Source organism: Nocardioides sp. NPDC000445 (genome assembly GCF_040300245.1).
Lineage (GTDB): Bacteria > Actinomycetota > Actinomycetes > Propionibacteriales > Nocardioidaceae > Nocardioides.
Genome location: NZ_JBEPDH010000022.1, coordinates 1 through 16,399 on the forward strand (window position 1 = coordinate 1; position 16,399 = coordinate 16,399).

The 16,399-nt window shown below is 69.0% G+C and carries 16 protein-coding genes; 9 read left to right on the forward strand and 7 right to left on the reverse strand.

The window, feature by feature from the left end:
* The 3 genes from ABT304_RS24910 to ABT304_RS24920 form a co-directional block, all read left to right on the forward strand.
* The coding region (locus ABT304_RS24910) for a carboxyl transferase domain-containing protein (RefSeq protein ID WP_350719470.1) at positions 1-159 on the forward strand (159 nt) is incomplete at its 5' end.
* A 162-nt stretch (positions 160-321) separates the two neighbouring features.
* Complete coding sequence (locus ABT304_RS24915; protein WP_350719321.1) at positions 322-534, forward strand: acyl-CoA carboxylase epsilon subunit; 213 nt, start codon at positions 322-324, stop codon at positions 532-534.
* A 27-nt stretch (positions 535-561) separates the two neighbouring features.
* Positions 562-1,908 (forward strand): glycosyltransferase 87 family protein, encoded by a 1,347-nt coding sequence (locus ABT304_RS24920; protein ID WP_350719322.1) that lies wholly within the window; start codon positions 562-564, stop codon positions 1,906-1,908.
* On the opposite strand, the gene ABT304_RS24925 is transcribed toward ABT304_RS24920, so the two are convergent.
* Positions 1,875-3,176 carry a hypothetical protein gene (locus tag ABT304_RS24925; RefSeq protein WP_350719324.1) on the reverse strand — a complete coding sequence of 434 codons (1,302 nt, stop codon included), beginning with the start codon at positions 3,174-3,176 and terminating at the stop codon, positions 1,875-1,877. The two genes, ABT304_RS24920 and ABT304_RS24925, sit on opposite strands and share 34 nt — an antisense overlap.
* On the reverse strand, positions 3,169-3,708 hold the full coding sequence (locus tag ABT304_RS24930) for a SigE family RNA polymerase sigma factor (RefSeq protein WP_201451120.1): 540 nt from the start codon (positions 3,706-3,708) through the stop codon (positions 3,169-3,171). The genes ABT304_RS24925 and ABT304_RS24930 overlap by 8 nt, the downstream gene beginning before the upstream one ends.
* Before the next feature lie 111 nt (positions 3,709-3,819).
* Here ABT304_RS24930 and ABT304_RS24935 point away from each other — a divergent pair, with 111 nt between their 5' ends.
* Positions 3,820-5,499, forward strand: coding sequence for a DUF885 domain-containing protein (locus ABT304_RS24935; protein WP_350719326.1), 1,680 nt, complete (start codon positions 3,820-3,822; stop codon positions 5,497-5,499).
* Between the two features lie 618 nt (positions 5,500-6,117).
* On the opposite strand, the gene yjfF is transcribed toward ABT304_RS24935, so the two are convergent.
* The 4 genes from yjfF to ABT304_RS24955 form a co-directional block, all read right to left on the reverse strand.
* Positions 6,118-7,122 carry a galactofuranose ABC transporter, permease protein YjfF gene (gene yjfF, locus ABT304_RS24940; RefSeq protein WP_350719328.1) on the reverse strand — a complete coding sequence of 335 codons (1,005 nt, stop codon included), beginning with the start codon at positions 7,120-7,122 and terminating at the stop codon, positions 6,118-6,120.
* A complete protein-coding gene (locus tag ABT304_RS24945; protein ID WP_350719329.1) occupies positions 7,119-8,180 on the reverse strand; it encodes an ABC transporter permease in 1,062 nt (353 codons plus the stop codon). Before ABT304_RS24945 ends, yjfF begins: the two co-directional genes overlap by 4 nt.
* On the reverse strand, positions 8,173-9,756 hold the full coding sequence (locus ABT304_RS24950) for a sugar ABC transporter ATP-binding protein (protein WP_350719331.1): 1,584 nt from the start codon (positions 9,754-9,756) through the stop codon (positions 8,173-8,175). Before ABT304_RS24950 ends, ABT304_RS24945 begins: the two co-directional genes overlap by 8 nt.
* 134 nt (positions 9,757-9,890) lie before the next feature.
* Positions 9,891-10,868 carry an ABC transporter substrate-binding protein gene (locus tag ABT304_RS24955; RefSeq protein WP_350719333.1) on the reverse strand — a complete coding sequence of 326 codons (978 nt, stop codon included), beginning with the start codon at positions 10,866-10,868 and terminating at the stop codon, positions 9,891-9,893.
* A 153-nt stretch (positions 10,869-11,021) separates the two neighbouring features.
* On the opposite strand from ABT304_RS24955, the gene ABT304_RS24960 reads away from it, so the two are divergent.
* The 3 genes from ABT304_RS24960 to ABT304_RS24970 all read left to right on the forward strand — a co-directional run bounded on the left by ABT304_RS24960 (position 11,022) and on the right by ABT304_RS24970 (position 13,407).
* Positions 11,022-12,113, forward strand: a complete 1,092-nt coding sequence (locus tag ABT304_RS24960; protein ID WP_350719335.1) for a DNA glycosylase AlkZ-like family protein — start codon at positions 11,022-11,024, stop codon at positions 12,111-12,113.
* 109 nt (positions 12,114-12,222) lie between these two features.
* Entirely contained in the window at positions 12,223-12,672 is a 450-nt protein-coding gene (locus ABT304_RS24965) for a VOC family protein (protein ID WP_350719337.1), read from the forward strand.
* A 69-nt stretch (positions 12,673-12,741) separates the two neighbouring features.
* Complete coding sequence (locus ABT304_RS24970) at positions 12,742-13,407, forward strand: GOLPH3/VPS74 family protein (protein ID WP_350719338.1); 666 nt, start codon at positions 12,742-12,744, stop codon at positions 13,405-13,407.
* A gap of 58 nt (positions 13,408-13,465) precedes the next feature.
* Here the strand turns inward: ABT304_RS24970 and ABT304_RS24975 are convergent, their stop codons facing one another.
* A complete protein-coding gene (locus ABT304_RS24975) occupies positions 13,466-14,587 on the reverse strand; it encodes an epoxide hydrolase family protein (protein ID WP_350719340.1) in 1,122 nt (373 codons plus the stop codon).
* Between the two features lie 113 nt (positions 14,588-14,700).
* Here ABT304_RS24975 and ABT304_RS24980 point away from each other — a divergent pair, with 113 nt between their 5' ends.
* Both ABT304_RS24980 and ABT304_RS24985 read left to right on the forward strand, forming a co-directional pair.
* On the forward strand, positions 14,701-15,654 hold the full coding sequence (locus ABT304_RS24980) for a helix-turn-helix transcriptional regulator (RefSeq protein WP_350719341.1): 954 nt from the start codon (positions 14,701-14,703) through the stop codon (positions 15,652-15,654).
* Between the two features lie 7 nt (positions 15,655-15,661).
* Entirely contained in the window at positions 15,662-16,372 is a 711-nt protein-coding gene (locus ABT304_RS24985) for a GOLPH3/VPS74 family protein (protein WP_350719343.1), read from the forward strand.
* Positions 16,373-16,399: the final 27 nt, after the last annotated feature.

The window sequence follows — 16,399 nt, forward strand, 5'->3', positions numbered from 1 at the left end:
ACCACCCTGGCCAACCCCTACATCGCCGCCGAACGTGGCTACATCGACGCGGTCATCCCACCCCACGAGACCCGCGCCGAAGTCACCCGCGCCCTCCGCCTGCTGCGCACCAAGCGCGAGACCCTGCCCGCGAAGAAGCACGGCAATATCCCGCTCTGATGTGAGCGAAGCGAGCGAGGAGCGGGATATTGCCTGCTTCTTCGCGAGCGCGCCGAGTCGGCGCAAACGGACCGCAGCGAAGCGAAGCGAGCGAGGACCGGATTGCGCCGACTCGGCGAAAGCCCGACGTAAGGCATCTGAAAGACGAAAGGTGGTCACGGAATGACCAGCCCCGACGAGCAGAAACCCTTGCTCAAGGTCATCGACCGCAACGCCACCCCCGAAGAGATCGCCGCGATCGTGGCCGTCTTCGCCGCCCTGGGCTCGACCGAGGCCCCGAAGAAGAAGCCCCGCTCCCTGTGGGCAACCCCGCAGCTGCGTACCCCCATCCACCCCGGCCCCGGCGCCTGGCGCGCCAGCGGCCTGCCTCGCTGACGAGGACCGCAATGTCATGATCGCTCCGTGATCACGTTCTCTCGGCGATATCTCCTGGTCACCCTGGCATGGCTGGTGACCCGGGGATGGGTGGTGATCCTCTACGGCTTCCCGGCCGCAGCGGAGGGCTCGTTCTCCTGGTGGGGCGCCGAGTGGGGCGTGGTGGGCGACGTGAACTACTACCGCGACAGCCTCGACGCACTGGCCACAGACGGGATCGCGGGGACGCTGGTCGAGTATCCGGTGCCGGCGCTGCTGCTGCTCTGGATCCCGTACGCCGCGATCGGCCTGCTCAATCTGGGCGGCGAGGCGTACATCATCGCCGTGCTGGCGATGGCGGCGCTGACCGACCTGCTCTTCATGGTGCTGCTGGTCCGCAACCGCCGCGGGACGCACCCGAGGTTCGGGATCTCCGCCGCGGAGGCGTTGTGGCTGGTCGCCGTCCCGGCACTGGGGGCGACGGCGTACGCCCGCTTCGATCTCTTCCCCGGGATCATGGTCGGCCTGGCGGTGCTCTACGCGGCCAGGAGACCGAAGGTGGCTGCGGCGTTCGCGGCCTTCGCGACCGGCGCGAAGTACTGGCCGATCCTGGTCATCCCGGCCCTCGCCGCGAATCGCACCACCCGCCGCGGGGTCATCCTGACCGTGGCCGGCACCGGCATCGCCCCGGCCGGGCTGAGTCTCGTCCTCGGTGGCTGGGACCGGCTCTGGACACCGCTGAACTACCAGAGCGAGCGGGGCCTGCAGATCGAGTCGGTCTTCGCGACCCCGGCGATGTACGAGTGGGGCCACGGCGGTCCGGAGAGCGGCTACGCCATCGACTACACCGAGTGGAAGGCGTACGACATCAGCGGGCCGCTGGTCGAGCCGCTGCTCCTCGCCGCGACGATCGCGTCCGTGGTCGCCGGGGCGCTCGTCTTCGTCTGGTGGGTGCTGGCCTGGCGGCGTCTCCCCCGCGGTGAGCGGACCGAGGAGACGATCGTGTGGCTGGTGCTCGCGACCGTGGCCGCGTTCCTGGTGACCAACAAGGTGCTCAGCCCGCAGTACATGCTCTGGCTGCTCCCCGCCGCCTCCGCCGGTCTGGTCCTGCTCCGCGGCCGGGCGCGCCGTCAGCTCGGGATCTGGTCGGTCGTGCTGGTCGTGGTGACGCTGCTGACCCACGAGATCTTCCCGCGGATGTACGGCTACATGCTCACCTTCAACGACATCGGCTCACCGTGGATCACCGAGGTGCTGGCCTGGCGCAACGGCCTGCTGGTGCTGCTCTTCCTCTACGCCGCGTGGCGCACGACCCGGTTGCTGGCCGCCCTCCCCGAGCGGGGGCGGCCAGCAACCGAGGGTCAGGAGAGGCAGACCTTGGCCACGTCGCCCTGAGCCGAGTAGATCGTGACCGGCTCCTCGGCGAACACCGGCCGGCAGGCCGCCGGGGTGAGCTCATGCACGGTGGTCCCGTCGTAGAACCCGTGGTCCTCGCAGTTCTCGTAGTTCACGAAGACCTCCCCGGGCTCGCCTCCGTCGCGGAAGATCCGCAGAATGACGTACGCCGTGACCGGCTGCCCCGCGGCACAGTTCTGCGGCGTGTTGGGACCGGAACGGGCCGGCGCGCTGCGGATCGCGTCCACGAGCCCGGCGGCCTCGGCGCCGGTGACCTGTCGCGAACCGGTCAGCGATGCCGAGGACGGCTCGTACTCGCAGATCGCGATCGACTCCGGAGCATCGCCCTCCAGCGGCGAGGTCGCCGGGTCGGTCTTCGGCCGCACCGGGTCACCCTCGGCCAGTGGCGAGGCGGTCTCGCAACCGTAGGGGTCCTTCGCGACGGTCCTCAGGGACCCCTTGATCTCCTGGTTGACCCGCTCGTCGCCCGGCCCGGTGAGGATCGTGGCGTACGCGTCGTCTCCGACCTGGACCCGGGTCAGCAGCCAGCCCTCGTGCTCCCAGGAGCCGGTCTGGAGGGTGGCGCCCTTGCCCGGCTTCTCGATCAGGACGTAGGGCTGCCACAGCGCGAACGGCACCTTGCCGAACTGCGGCGGGAAGTCGCGGTCGCTGGTCTCGTTGCAGGCGATGGCCGGCACCGGCTGGTTGGTGATGTTCGCGACATAGGGCGTCCGCGGCACGGTGTCCCACTGGTCGCCGGGCTTCGCGATGCACTCCGGCAGCGCCGGCGCCGTGGCATCGGCCCACTCCTCGGGCACCTGGAAGGCGATGTCGTAGCGGACCGCCCAGCGGTTCCCGTCCGCGGGCGCGGGCAGGTCGTCGCGGCCGACGCCGTCCTCGTAGGTGCCTTCGGGGGCCGCCTGGTCGGCACCGAGCGCCTTGGGCGCGCCGTCTGATTTGTTCTCGGCGCCGGAGGCGTCGCTCGCGGCCGTGCTCTCGCCACCGCCGCCGGTGGGCTGCAAGCTCGCCACCACGCCACCCAGACCGACGACGGCCAGCACCGCGGCGGCAGCGGCCAGGATCCAGGTGGTCCGTCGGCGTACGGGTGCCTTCTCCTCGGTCTTCGTCTGGTCCGTCTCGTCGGACGCATCAGCCGGCCCCGACGCATCAGAGGCCCCGGGGATCGCGAGCTTCCGCGGCTCGAAACCGTCGGCCGCACGGGCCAGGGCGGCCCGGAAGGCCCGCTCCTCGCGCTCGAAGTCACTCATTGTCAACCCCCTCGTTCCCTCTCCGCTCATCAGAGCCTTGCTCGTTCAACCGCTGCCGCAGCTTGGCCAGCGCCCGGTGCACGTGTGAGCGGGCGGTCGCCTCGGCACAGTCGAGCACCGTCGCTATCTGCGCGAACGACAGGTCCTCGTAGAACCGGAGGACCACCGCCGCTCGCTGGTTGGACGGGAGCGTCTGCACCAGCTCCCACGCCTCGTCCGCGTCTCGCTCCTCGGGGCCGGGCTCATGGCTGGTCGCCATCGGCTCGACGTCCTCGACCAGTACCAGCCGGCGCCGCTTGCGCCAGCCGCTGATCGACCCGTTGACGATGCTCCTCTTCACGTACGCCTCCGCCGTCCCAGACGCCGCCAGCGACTCCCACCGCGGCAGCGCACGGGCCAGGGCGTCCTGCACCAGGTCAGGAGCGTCGGAGTTGTTGCCGGTCACCAGATAGGCGAACCGCTGTAGCGCGGGCCCCCTCGAGGCCACCCAGGCCCCGAAGTCCGGATCCCTCTCCTGCTCTTCGGCATCCACGGACACCTCCTCTGGCACGTTCACACCCCTCCTACGCGAAGTCTGTCGTGTTCGTTGCGTGTAGCGGGGAATTGAGTTGCCCCAAGACGTCCCGGTCCTAAGGTTGGCCGGGTGACCCGTGAAGTAGACGCCCGCACCGACCGCTATGTCGAGGAGCTCTGCGCCCTCGACCCGCTGACCGCGACGTACGTCGGTGTCGCCGGCCACGACACGGAGCTCCCCGACCTCTCCCCCGACGGGATGCAGGCGGTGGAGGAGCTCAACCGTGCTGCCTACGCCGACGTGGCCGCGATCAAGCCGGTCGACGAGCGTGAGCAGGTCGCCAAGGATGCGTTCCTGGAGCGGGTCGGGCTCGACATCGAGTTCGCCGATGCACAGCTGGACCGGAAGTTCGTCTCGGTCATCACCAGCGGCATCCACAACCTGCGCGAGGTCTTCGACCTGATGCCGACCGGCACCGAGGACGACTGGGCCGCGATCGGCGCCCGGCTGGCCGGGATGCCGGACGCGGTCGCGGGCTACACCGCGACCCTCCGGGAGGAGGCCGCGGCCGGACGGGTCTCGGCGACGGCTCAGTACGAGAAGGTCGCCGACCAGATCCTGAGCTGGACCGGGCAGAAGGGTGCCGGCGACTTCTTCACCGGTCTGGTCTCACGTGCCCCCGACGCCGTTCCTGCCTCTCTGCGCGCCGAGCTCGAGGCCTCGGCGGCGAAGGCCAACGAGGCGTTCGCCGAGTTCGGGCGCTTCATGGCCGCCGACCTGGTGCCCAACGGGCTCCCGAAGGAGGCCGTCGGGCGCGACCACTACCAGCTCTCCTCCCGGCGCTACCTCGGCGCCGAGATCGACCTCGAAGAGACGTACGCCTGGGGTTGGGAGGAGCTCAAGCGACTCTCCGACGACATGGAGGCCACCGCTGACCGGATCCTGCCTGGCGCGAGCGTCGTCGAGGCGGCGGCCCATCTCGACAAGGACCCCGCGCGGCAGCTGACCTCGACCGCCGCGCTCAAGGAGTGGATGCAGACCGCCGCCGACCGAGCCATCGCCGAGCTGGCCGACGTGCACTTCGACATCCCCGAGCCGGTCCGGCGGATCGAGTGCATGATCGCGCCGACCACCGACGGCGGGATCTACTACACGGGCCCGTCCGAGGACTTCTCGCGGCCCGGCCGGATGTGGTGGTCGGTGCCCGAGTCGGTTACCTCGTTCGGCACCTGGCGCGAGCTGACCACGGTCTACCACGAGGGCGTACCGGGCCATCACCTCCAAGTCGCCCAGACCGCCTACCGCGCCGAGCTGCTCAACCGCTGGCAGCGGCTGATGTGCTGGGTCTCCGGCCACGGCGAGGGGTGGGCGCTCTACGCCGAGCGCCTCATGGACGATCTCGGCTACCTGGACGACCCCGGTGACCGTCTCGGCATGCTCGACGGGCAGTCGTTCCGGGCCGCGCGGGTGATCATCGACATCGGCATGCACCTGGAGCTGACGATCCCGGAGGACAACCCGTTCGGCTTCCACCCCGGCGAGGTGTGGACGCCAGAGCTCGGCCGAGAGTTCATCGGGCAGCACTGCCTGATGGAGGACGCCTTCCTCGACTTCGAGGTCGCCCGCTACCTCGGCTGGCCGGGCCAGGCCCCGTCCTACAAGGTCGGTGAGCGGATCTGGCTTCAGGCCCGCGAGGATGCGCGCGCTCGTGCCGGCGCCGCCTTTGACATGAAGGCGTTCCACCGGGCGGCGCTCGACCTTGGCTCGCTCGGCCTCGATCCTCTTCGGGCGGCGCTTGGGCGGCTTTGATTCTGCTGGTGTCATCGGCGTCTGCGGACCGTTCTTCGGGGTTGGTCTGGGCCGCCGACCCGTTCTTCGAGAATGTTCTCGACCTGCCCCGGAGTCAAGGACGGCCTGCGGCCGCCGGCTGCGCCGGCCGCTTCGCGGTCCTTGACACCGGACCATGTCGAGAAAAAACATGGCTGGCTATCGGGGCGGCGGCCCGGGTGTGGCCACGGCACACGCACCCACGGCAGGTGACCGCTCCACTCCTGGACCAGACATGGGGTCTCCGCGTGAAAGAAAATTTTCTTCCACCAGCCAACCCCACCCCAGGCCAGGCCTCCTCTGAGGCGAACGAAAATTCGTTCGCCTCGCCGGAAGGAAAATTCCTTCCGGCGATCGGCCCACCCCGGCACCCAAGCCCCCGCCCAACCCAAACAGCTGCGCCACACCCCTGCCGCCGACCCGATAGCCAGCCAAAATTCTCGTCGGAGCCCGGTGTCAAGGATCGCCGCAGGCGACCGGCGAAGCCGGCGGCCGCAGGCCGTCCTTGACTCCGGGGTTCGACGAGAACACCATCCAAGAACGGGTCGGCGGCAAACCCCAACCACAAAACACGGCCCCCGACAGGAGAAGAAGACCGACCTATCCCCGCCGAGTCAACACCCTCTGCGCAACAACAAACACAAGCACCAACACCCCGATCGAGATCCGAGTCCACCACGACGACAGCGTGCCGTCGAAGGAGATGAAGGTCTGGATCGTCCCGAGCACGAGCACCCCGAGCAGCGACCCGATCACGAAACCACGCCCACCGGTGAGCAACGTTCCGCCGATGACCACGGCAGCGATCGCGTCGAGCTCCATCCCGACGGCGTGCAGCGAGTAGCCCGAGAGCGTGTAGAGCGCGAACAGCAACCCGCCCAGCGCCGCACACAGCCCGCTGATCGCGTACACCCCGACCTTGGTCGCCGCGACCGGAAGGCCCATCAGCAGCGCCGACGGCTCGCTGCCGCCGAGCGCGTAGACGGTGCGTCCGAAGCGGGTAGAGGCGAGGACGTACGCAGCGACCGCGACGATCATCAGCGCGAAGACCGCCGTCCACCCGAGGTAGTAGCCACCGGGCAACGTGATCGTGCCGAACGCGATGGCGGAGAAGGTCTCGTCCTTGATCGGGATCGAGTCGACGCTGATCAGGTAGCAGAGACCGCGGGCCAGGAACATGCCCGCCAGGGTGGCGATGAAGGGCTGGATGTCGAAGTAGTGGATCAGCAGCCCCATCGCTGTGCCCAATATGGTCCCGGACAGGAGCACGATCACGATCACCGCGACCACCGGCAGGCCGAGCTCGAGCGTACGGGCCGCGATCAGCGTCGAGAGGGCCACGTTGGAGCCGACGGAGAGGTCGATCCCGCCGGTGAGGATCACGAACGTCATTCCGACCGCGAGCACGATCAGGAACGCGTTGTCGAGCAGCAGGGTCAGGAAGACCTGCGGGTCGGCGAACCCTTCATAGCGGATCCCGCCGATCCCGAACATGCCGATGAACAGCGCGAACGTGCCGAGCACGGGCAGGTAGCGGCGCGGCGGGCTGTAGCGTGCGACGCGGGCGATGAGCCCGGTCTCGATCGCGGGCACCTGAACACTCATGCGACAGCCTCCTCGCGGCTGGTCGGCGTACGGTCGCTGCGCCGTTGCAGCACCGCACGCGCCTTCGGCGACTGCAGCAGGCACACGACCACGACCACCAGCGCCTTGAACAGATAGTTGGCCTCGGCCGGGATGCCGATGTTGGGGATGGTCCGGGTGAGGGTGGCGATCAGCATCGCCCCGACCAGGGTGCCGGTCAGCGAGAAGCGGCCGCCGGCCAGCGACGTACCTCCGATGACGACGGCCAGGATGGCGTCCAGCTCGATCCACAGTCCGAGGCTGTTGGCGTTCACCGAGTGCGTGTTGGCGGCGATGATCAGGCCGGCGGTGCCGGCACACAGTGCCGCGAAGACGTAGACGGTCCAGATGATCGTGCGGGAGCGTACGCCGACCAGCCGGCTCGCCTCCGGGTTGATCCCGACCGACTCGATGAGCAGGCCGAGCGCGGTGCGGCGTACGACGATCTGGGTGGCCGCGAAGACCCCGAGCGCGATCAGAGCGGCGACCGGGAGGGTCAGCAGATGGCCCGAGGCCAGCGCGGCGAAGGCGTCGTTGTTGACCGTGGTGATCTGGCCACTGGTCACCAGCATCGCGATGCCGCGGCCCGCGACCATCAGGACCAGCGTGGCGATGATCGGCTGGATGCCGACCACCGCGACCAGGAAGCCGTTCCACAGCCCGAGCGCGACGCTGACGGCGAGTGCCATCGAGATCGCGATGACGGCCGTTCCGGCGGCGCCGTCGGCAGGACTCTTGACGATGTAGACGCAGGCGACCGCGCCGGCGATCGCCGCCACCGCGCCCACCGAGAGGTCGATCCCGCGGGTCGCGATGACCAGCGTCATCCCGATCGCGACCAGCAGCACCGGGGCGCCGTTGCGGACGATGTCGACCAGGCTGCCGAAGAGGTGACCGTCCTGGATGCGTACGTTGAAGAAGGTCGGCGTCGCGATCAGGTTGACCACCAACAGCGCGCCGAGCGCCGCCAGCGGCCAGAAGAGGCGGTGGGCCATCGCGCGGGCGCCGAGCCCCTTGCCCGCTCTGATGTTCTCAGGCATCTGCTCGCTCCTTCTCGGCAAGGCCGCCGGGTTCGCCGGTGATGATCTCGAGTACGTCGTTGACATCGATGCCTCGGTTGGGCCGCTCGGCGATCTTGCGGCGGTCCTTGAGGACCACCAGCCGGTGGCTCAGCCGGAGCACCTCCTCGAGCTCGGCGGAGATGAACACCACGCTCATCCCCTTCTCGGCGAGGTCGGCGACGAGCTGTTGGATCTGGGTCTTGGCGCCGATGTCGATGCCGCGGGTGGGCTCGTCGAGCAGAAGTACGTCCGGCTCCGTGATCAGCCAGCGCGCCAGCAGGACCTTCTGCTGGTTGCCACCGGAAAGACTCCGCATCGGCAGGCTCGGGTCGGCCGGCCGTACGTCGAGAGCAGTCATGAACTCCTTGACCAGCATCGAACGGGTGGCCGTCGGGATCGGCCGCAGCCAGCCACGGGTGGCCTGCAGGCCGAGCAGCATGTTGTCGGCCACGGAGAGCTCCTCGAAGACTCCCTCGGCCTTGCGGTCCTCGCTGCAGAAGGCGAGCTTGCGGTCGATCGCGTGCCGGGGGCTGCGCAGCCTCCGCCGGCTCGAGCCGCGCACCGTGAGGTCGCCGGTGTCCGGCGCGTCGGCGCCGAACAGCAGCCGGGCCAGCTCCGTACGCCCTGAGCCGAGCAGGCCGGCGATGCCGACGACCTCCCCGGGGTACAGGGTCAGGTCGGTGGCCTCCAGGCTTCCCTTCCGGCCCAGCCCGACGGCGCTCAGCACCGGGAGGCGCTGCTCGGCCGCAGCTTCCTCGGATGCCTCCTGCACGGCGTGGTCGAGGCGTTCGAGGACCTGGAGGTCGCGGCCGATCATCAGCTGCACCAGCTCCAGCTGGGTGGTCCCCTCGACCAGCCGCTCACCCACCACACGGCCGTTGCGCAGGATCGTCATCCGGTCGGAGATCTCGAAGACCTGGTCGAGGAAGTGGGAGACGAAGACGATCGCGGTGCCCTGGTCACGCAGTCTGCGCATCACCTCGAAGAGCCTGGCCACCTCGTCGGCGTCGAGACTGGAGGTCGGCTCGTCGAGGATCAGGACCCGCGCGTCGGTGTCGACGGCTCGCGCGATTGCGACGAGCTGCTGGACGGCGATCGGGTGGCTGCCGAGCTCCGACCCGGGGTCGATGTCGATGCCGAGGCCCTGCAGCGAGGCGGCGGCGCGGCGGTTCATCGCCCGGCGGTCGATCGGGCCGATCCCGTTGAGGCGGCGCGGCTCGCGGCCGAGGAGCATGTTCTCGGCCACGGTGAGGTTCGGCACCAGGTTGACCTCCTGGTAGACCGTGCTGATCCCGGCGTGCTGCGCCGCGGCCGGGGTGGCGAACTGGGTCTCGACGCCGGCGATCTCCACCCGCCCAGAGTCGATCGTGTAGACCCCGGTCAGCGCTTTGATCAGCGTCGACTTCCCGGCCCCGTTCTCTCCCATGAGCGCGTGCACCTCCCCCGGCAGGAGTCGCAGCGAGACGCCGTCGAGCGCTCGGACCGCTCCGAACGTGATGGAGACGTCGAACATCTCCACCACCGGCCGGGGTGGCTTCATTTCTGCCTGGCTCATGTCGTACTGGCTCCTGGCGGGGTCGGGGGGATCGGCGGTGGATGCTCACCGAGGTAGCTCGGTGGACGCGCGCTTCCCTCGTGGAGTTCCACGAGGGAAGCGACGCCTCACCGAGGCACCTCGGTCAACGGGCGTCAGTACTTGCGGTCGGGCAGCGCCTCAGCGGCCTGCTCCGGGGTGAAGGTGGTCTCCTCGGTGACGATGCGGTCGGGGACCTCCTCACCGGCGACGACCTTCTCGGCGACGTCCATCAGCTGCGGCCCGAGCAGCGGGCTGCACTCGACGATGAAGTTGATCTCGCCCGCGGCCAGCGCGGTCATGCCGTCCTTGACCGCGTCGACGGTGATGATCTTGATGTCGGTGCCGGGCTTCTTGCCGGCTGCCTTGATCGCCTCGATCGCACCCAGGCCCATGTCGTCGTTGTGGGCGTAGACGACGTCGATCTTCGGGTTGGACTGCAGGAAGGCCTCCATGACCTGCTTGCCGCCGTCACGGGTGAAGTCACCGGTCTGGGACTCGGTGATCTTGATCGTGGAGTCCGCGGCGATCTTGTCCTCGAACCCCTTCTTGCGGTCGATCGCCGGAGCCGATCCGGTGGTGCCCTGGAGCTCGACGACGTTGACCGCCCCGTCCTTGTCGACATCGGACGCGTCGGCGTTGTCGACCAGCCACTGGCCCGCCTTCTCACCCTCCTCGACGAAGTCGGAGCCGATGAAGGTGACGTAGAGCGAGGTGTCCTCGGTGTCCACGGCCCGGTCGGTCAGCACGACGGGGATCTTGGCCCGCTTGGCCTCCTGGAGCACCGCGTCCCAGCCGGTCTCGACGACCGGGCTGAACGCGATGACGTCCACCTTCTGCTGGATGTAGGACCGGATCGACTTGATCTGGTTCTCCTGCTTCTGCTGAGCGTCGGAGAACTTCAGGTCGATTCCGGCTTCCTTGGCCGAGTCCTGGATCGAGGTGGTGTTCGCGGTGCGCCAGCCGCTCTCGGCACCGACCTGGGCGAAGCCCATGGTGATCGTGCCGTCGTCGGCTGCTTCGCTGCCGCCGCACGCGCTGAGCGACATCCCACCCATGGCGAGCGCACACAGCCCGATGAGGGTCTTCTTCACTGTCGTCCTCCAGTGTTCTTACTGCGGCGGCCGGTGTGACCGTCGTCACGATGCGACCCAGTGTGAGCGCTAACATTCGCGCGGTCAAGCGGAATCAGAAGATCGGTTCGAACCGGCAGCAGGTCGTCCGGAACTCCCCATACTGTGTCGACCATGACGCTCACCCTGACCCCGGAGCAGGCGCGCCGGATCGCCGTACGTGCCCAGTTGCTCGACGCACGCCGGCCCGTCTCGCTGGTGGAGACCGTCGATCAGCTGACTCTCCTGCAGATCGACCCGACCAAGGCGATCGCCCCGAGCGCGGATCTGGTGGCGTGGTCGCGGTTGGGGGATGCGTACGACCATTCGGACCTGACCTTCGCCCTCGAGCAGGAGCGCTCGCTGGTGGAGTTCTCCAGCTTCATCTTCCCAATGGACGAGATCGAGACGGTTCTCGCGCTGTCCCCAGGCCGGATCCACCCCACGGCCGTCGAGTGGGTGGAGGCCAACAAGAGGTTCCGTACGCAGGTCCTGGACCGTCTGCGAGCCGACGGTCCGCTCGTGGCCGGCGAGATCGAGGACACCGCCGAGGTTCCCTGGACATCGACCGGATGGACCAACGACAAGAACGTCCTGCGGATGATCGAGCTGCTCAACCGGATGGGTGAGGTCGCGATCGCCGGCCGCCGCGGCAAGCTGCGCACCTGGGATCTCGCCGAGCGCGTCTACCCGTCCGATCTGCGACTCCCATCCCCAGAGGACGCGCTGAGGGTCGAGACCGTGCGCCGCCTGGCCTCTCTCGGCATCGCCCGCCCTGGACGGAAGGACTCCTCCGGCGGCGAGGTGCTCGGGGCCGGGGACGCCGGCGTCCCGTGCACCGTGGCCGGCGTCGACGGCGAGTGGCGGGTCGACCCCGAGGCGCTGGCCGCTCTCGAGGACAGGTTCGCGCCGCGGGCTGCCCTGCTCTCCCCCTTCGACCGCCTCGTCTACGACCGCGACCGGGCGCTGGACCTGTTCGGGTTCGAGTACGTCCTGGAGATGTACAAGCCGGCCGCCAAGCGGCGCTGGGGCTACTTCGCCCTCCCGATCCTGTACGGCGAGCGGCTCGTCGGGAAGCTCGACGCGAAGGTGGACCACAAGAAGGAGCGGATGAACGTCTTCGCCGTCCATGAGGACTTCGGGTGGACCGCCGAGATCGGTGACGCGGTCGAGGCCGAGATCGAGGCGCTGGCGGGGTGGCTGGGCGTCGAGATCGTCCACCCCTGAGGTGAACCCGAAAACAGGTCAAACAGACGCGAATTGCCCTTCTCCACCTCCTTCGGCGCGCCTACTGTGAGCGAACGGGGTCGGAAATCGATCAAAGGAGACGATCCGAATGGCAACGCTCAACCCCTACATCAGCTTCAAGTCCGAGGCCGCTGAGGCGCTCGAGTTCTACCGGTCGGTGCTCGGCGGCACCGTCGAGACGATGACCTTCGACTCCATGGGCGACGCGATGGGTCCGGTGCCGCCCGAGGCGAAGAACCTGGTCATGCACGGCTCCCTCACCCTCGACGACGGCCTCGTCCTGATGGCCGCCGACACGCCTCCGGGGATGGGCATGGAGTACGTCGCCCCGACCGCCGGCGTCACCATCGCGATGACCAGCGCCGACCCCGCCGACCAGCCGCGCTTCGCCGACTACTACGCCAAGCTCTCCGAGGGCGGCACGCCTGGGATGCCGTTCGCGCAGGCGCCGTGGGGCGACTACTTCGGCCAGTTCGACGACAAGTTCGGCGTGAGCTGGATGTTCGACGTAGCCAGCCCGGAGTCGGCACAGGCCTAGACGAAGGTCCGAGCAAAGATCCTCCTTTCGTAGGAGGCTTTCGGCGGCGTGACGTTTTACCGTCGATGCATGCTGATCGCGGAAGACCTGCTGCTGCTCGTGCTCGACGACGAGAAGGGCACGCTCGCCTCGTCCTGGGTCCAGCAGGCCCTGGGCGGAGCGATCCTGACCGAGCTCGTCATGGCGGGCTCGGTCCACGTCGTCCCCAAGTCCGGGCTGACGCCGGCCAAGGCCATGGCCGTGCCGGACAGGCGGCCGGACGAGCCGATCCTGGCCGCTGCGTACGACGTGCTGGCGGCCAAGCCGCTGGCGGCCAAGAACGCCGTCACCGACCTCGGCAAGGGGCTGCACGAGGCGCTCGCCGCGCGGCTGTGCGACCGCAACATCCTCAAGCGCCGCGACGAGAAGATCCTCGGCCTCTTCCCGCGCACCACCTGGCCGGCCGCGGACTCGACCCACGAGAACGCCATACGCGGCCGCCTGGCCGCCGTGCTCGTCCAGGGCGCCGCGCCGGACGCGCGGACCGGCCCGCTCATCGCCCTCCTCTCCTCCATCGACCTCGCCCACAAGGTGGTCGACACGAGGGGCGTCGGCGCCGGAGCGGTCAAGAAGCGGGCGAAGGAGATCGCCCGGGGCGACTGGGCGGCCAAGGGCGTCAAGGACGCGATGGACGAGGTCACCGCGGTCATGACCGCGGTGATGGTCGCCACCACGGTCAGCACGACGACCACCTGACAAAACCCGAGGATCGCAGCCGCGGAGGGGCTGCGATCCTCGGGTTCTTCGCGAGACGTCAGGCGAAGAACGCCCGCACGTCGGCGGCGACGTCCTCGGGACGCTCCATGGCCGCGTAGTGGCCGCCCTCGGAGAACTCCGACCAGTGCTGGATGTTGGCGTTGTCCCGCTCGGCCAGCGACCTGATGGTCTGGAAGTCGTCCTTGAAGACGGCGACCCCGATCCGGCCTTGGGAGACCTCCGGCTCACGCTCGGCGTGCCCCTCCTCGTAGTGGTAGCGCGCAGCCGAGGCGTAGGAGTTGGTGAGCCAGTAGTAGGTCGCCTGCTCGATGACCTGCTCGGGGGTGACCAGCGAGGTCCCGTTGCCGAAGGATTCGAAGAGCTCGCTGTAGGCCAGCGTCCCGACCGGCGAGTCGGCCAGCGCCGCACCGATCGTCTGCGGCCGGGAGCCGTTCATGGCGTTGTAGCCGCCCACGGACTGGAACCACTGCATGTGCTCGAGCGCGGCGTACTCCTTCGGTCCGAAGTTCTCGAACTCGCTCGGGTCGCCCGACGGGAACGAGAAGAGCTGCAGCACGTGCGCGCCGAGGAAGCCCTCGGGGTTCAGCAGGGCCAGCTCGCGACCGATCATCGCGCCGCCGTCGCTGCCGTGCACCCCGTAGGAGTCGTAGCCGAGCCGGCGCATGAGCACGTCGTACGCCTCGGCCGCCCGCTTCATCGTCCAGCCGGTGTCGACCACCGGGGTCGAGAGCCCGAAGCCCGGCAGCTCCGGGATCACCAGGTGGAACTCCTCCGTCAGCAGCTCGATCATCGGCAGGAACTCCAGGAACGAGCCCGGGTAGGTGTGGGCGAGCAGAAGCGCCTTGGCGTCCGGGTTCGAGGAGGGTACGTGGACGAAGTGGATGACCTGGCCGTCGATCTCGGTGAGGTGGTTGGGCACGGCGTTGATCCGCGACTCGACCGCACGCCAGTCGAAGCTCTTCCAGCGCTCGACCATGTCGGCGAGGTAGGCGGTCGGGGTGCCGTAGACCCAGGAGTCGCCGGGCACGCTGGGCGCGAACCGGGTGCGCTCCAGGCGGGAGCGGAGGTCGTCGAGATCAGCCTGCGGGAACTCGACGGTGACGGTGCTGATCTCGCCGTTGGACTTGGCGCTGATTCCGGTGTTGACCTGCGTGTTCATGACTTCTCCTTGGTGGTTTCCGACCTTGTGAGACCCACGTTATGAAGGGTTCCGGCAAGCCTGATTCCGGAATTCCGGTGGCCCGTGAATCTTTTTTCCCGCACGCTGAGCCCGTGCTGGAAACCTCTGCGCGACTGCTCGCGCTCCTCGGTCTGCTGCAGTCCTCGGCCGGCTGGACCGGCGCCGACCTGGCCGCCCGGCTCGACGTCTCCGAGCGCACCGTGCGCAACGACATGACCAAGCTGCGCGAGCTCGGCTATCCGGTGGAGTCGGTCCGCGGCCCGGGTGGGCGCTACCGGCTCGGCTCTGGCGGGAATCTTCCGCCGCTGCTGCTCGACGACGAGGAGGCGCTCGCGGTCGCCGTCGGACTGCGGGCAGCGACGGGCATCACCGGCGTCGCGGAGACCAGTGCCAGAGCGCTGGGCAAGCTCGAGCAGGTGCTGCCTGACCACCTGCGTCGCAAGCTGGCCGCGGTGGTCGACGCGATGGACGCCGGCCCCGTCAACACCGACAGCAACGTCCCCGATCCGGACGTCGACGCCGGCACCCTCCAGGCGCTGGCCACCGCGATCCGGGACCACGCCGGCGTACGCGCCGACTACCGCGACGAGCCGATCGAGGTCGAGCCCTACCGGCTGATCGCGTGGCAGCGGCGCTGGTACCTCGTCGCCCGCGACCCGCGCGCCGATGCCTGGCTGCCGCTCCGCGTCGACTGGCTGCGCCTGAAGGTGCCCGGCGGGCGCCCGTTCCGTCCGGCTGATCCCGCCTTCGACCTCACCGAGTTCGTCGTACGCGAGGTCGCCCGCACCGGCTGGGCCGTCCACGCCCGCCTGATCATCGCCGCCTCCGCCGAGGAGGTCATCTCCCGGATCAACCCCGCCGTCGGCACCGTCGAGCCGATCGCCCCCGACCGCAGCGTCCTGGTCACCGGCGGTGACAGCCTCGAGGTCGTGGCCGTCTGGATCGGCATGCTCGGCCTCGACTTCACCGTCGAGTCACCCCCGGAGCTCCGCGACCACCTCGAGATCCTGGCGAAGCGCTACGCCGCTGCCGTCCAACCGGGGTGACGCTCTCGTGCTGATCGCGGAGGATCTGGTGCTCCTCACGCTCGAAGATTTCAGCGGGCGACCTGTCAACGGCCTCAGCACCTGGGCACGCGACCTCCTCGCCGGCGGCGCCCTGGTGTCCGAGCTCGCACTCTCGGGAGCGGCCCGCCTGCACCAAGACCCCGTCACACGGATGGTGGAGGTACATCCCACCGGAGTCCGGATACCTCAGGATCCCCTCCTTCAGCGCTGCCTGGTGCTCGCCGGCGGCCACACGCGTCCGGCGCCTCTGATCAGAAGCTGCGGCATCGACATGTTCGTTCACCTCGCCGATCGCCTCGCCCATCGGGGACTGCTGCGCCGCGTCCAGGACAAGCGCTTCCTCACCACGCGGATCACCTGGCCTGCCACCGAGATCAGCTACAAGCAGGACGTACGCCGCCACCTCGGCGCCACTCTGTTCGACGGCGTCCACCCGACTCGGCGTACGGCTGCCTTGATCGGCCTTCTCGCGGCCGCGGGCCAGATCGACAGGCTGTTCTTCTCTCCTCAGATGACCCCGGCGCGCCTGGTGCACCGTGCTGATCTCGCCTCCCGAGGCGACTGGGCCGCGTCCACGGTCCGCGGCATCATCCGGACGTCCCGCAGGCGAGGCGACTGGTGGGGTGGCGGCGACGGCGGAGGCGACAGTGGCTGGGGCGACGGTGGCGGAGGGGGTGGCGACGGTGGTGGCGGCTGACAGTCTCGACGCTCGACTATGCGCAGA

Bases quoted from the DNA above. Each gene is read 5' to 3' on its own strand.
- ABT304_RS24915 (WP_350719321.1), top strand. From the start codon at position 322: ATGACCAGCCCCGACGAGCAGAAACCCTTGCTCAAGGTCATCGACCGC.
- ABT304_RS24925 (WP_350719324.1), bottom strand. From the start codon at position 3,176: ATGAGTGACTTCGAGCGCGAGGAGCGGGCCTTCCGGGCCGCCCTGGCC.
- yjfF (WP_350719328.1), bottom strand. From the start codon at position 7,122: ATGAGTGTTCAGGTGCCCGCGATCGAGACCGGGCTCATCGCCCGCGTC.
- ABT304_RS24945 (WP_350719329.1), bottom strand. From the start codon at position 8,180: ATGCCTGAGAACATCAGAGCGGGCAAGGGGCTCGGCGCCCGCGCGATG.
- ABT304_RS24950 (WP_350719331.1), bottom strand. From the start codon at position 9,756: ATGAGCCAGGCAGAAATGAAGCCACCCCGGCCGGTGGTGGAGATGTTC.
- ABT304_RS24960 (WP_350719335.1), top strand. From the start codon at position 11,022: ATGACGCTCACCCTGACCCCGGAGCAGGCGCGCCGGATCGCCGTACGT.
- ABT304_RS24965 (WP_350719337.1), top strand. From the start codon at position 12,223: ATGGCAACGCTCAACCCCTACATCAGCTTCAAGTCCGAGGCCGCTGAG.
- ABT304_RS24970 (WP_350719338.1), top strand. From the start codon at position 12,742: ATGCTGATCGCGGAAGACCTGCTGCTGCTCGTGCTCGACGACGAGAAG.
- ABT304_RS24975 (WP_350719340.1), bottom strand. From the start codon at position 14,587: ATGAACACGCAGGTCAACACCGGAATCAGCGCCAAGTCCAACGGCGAG.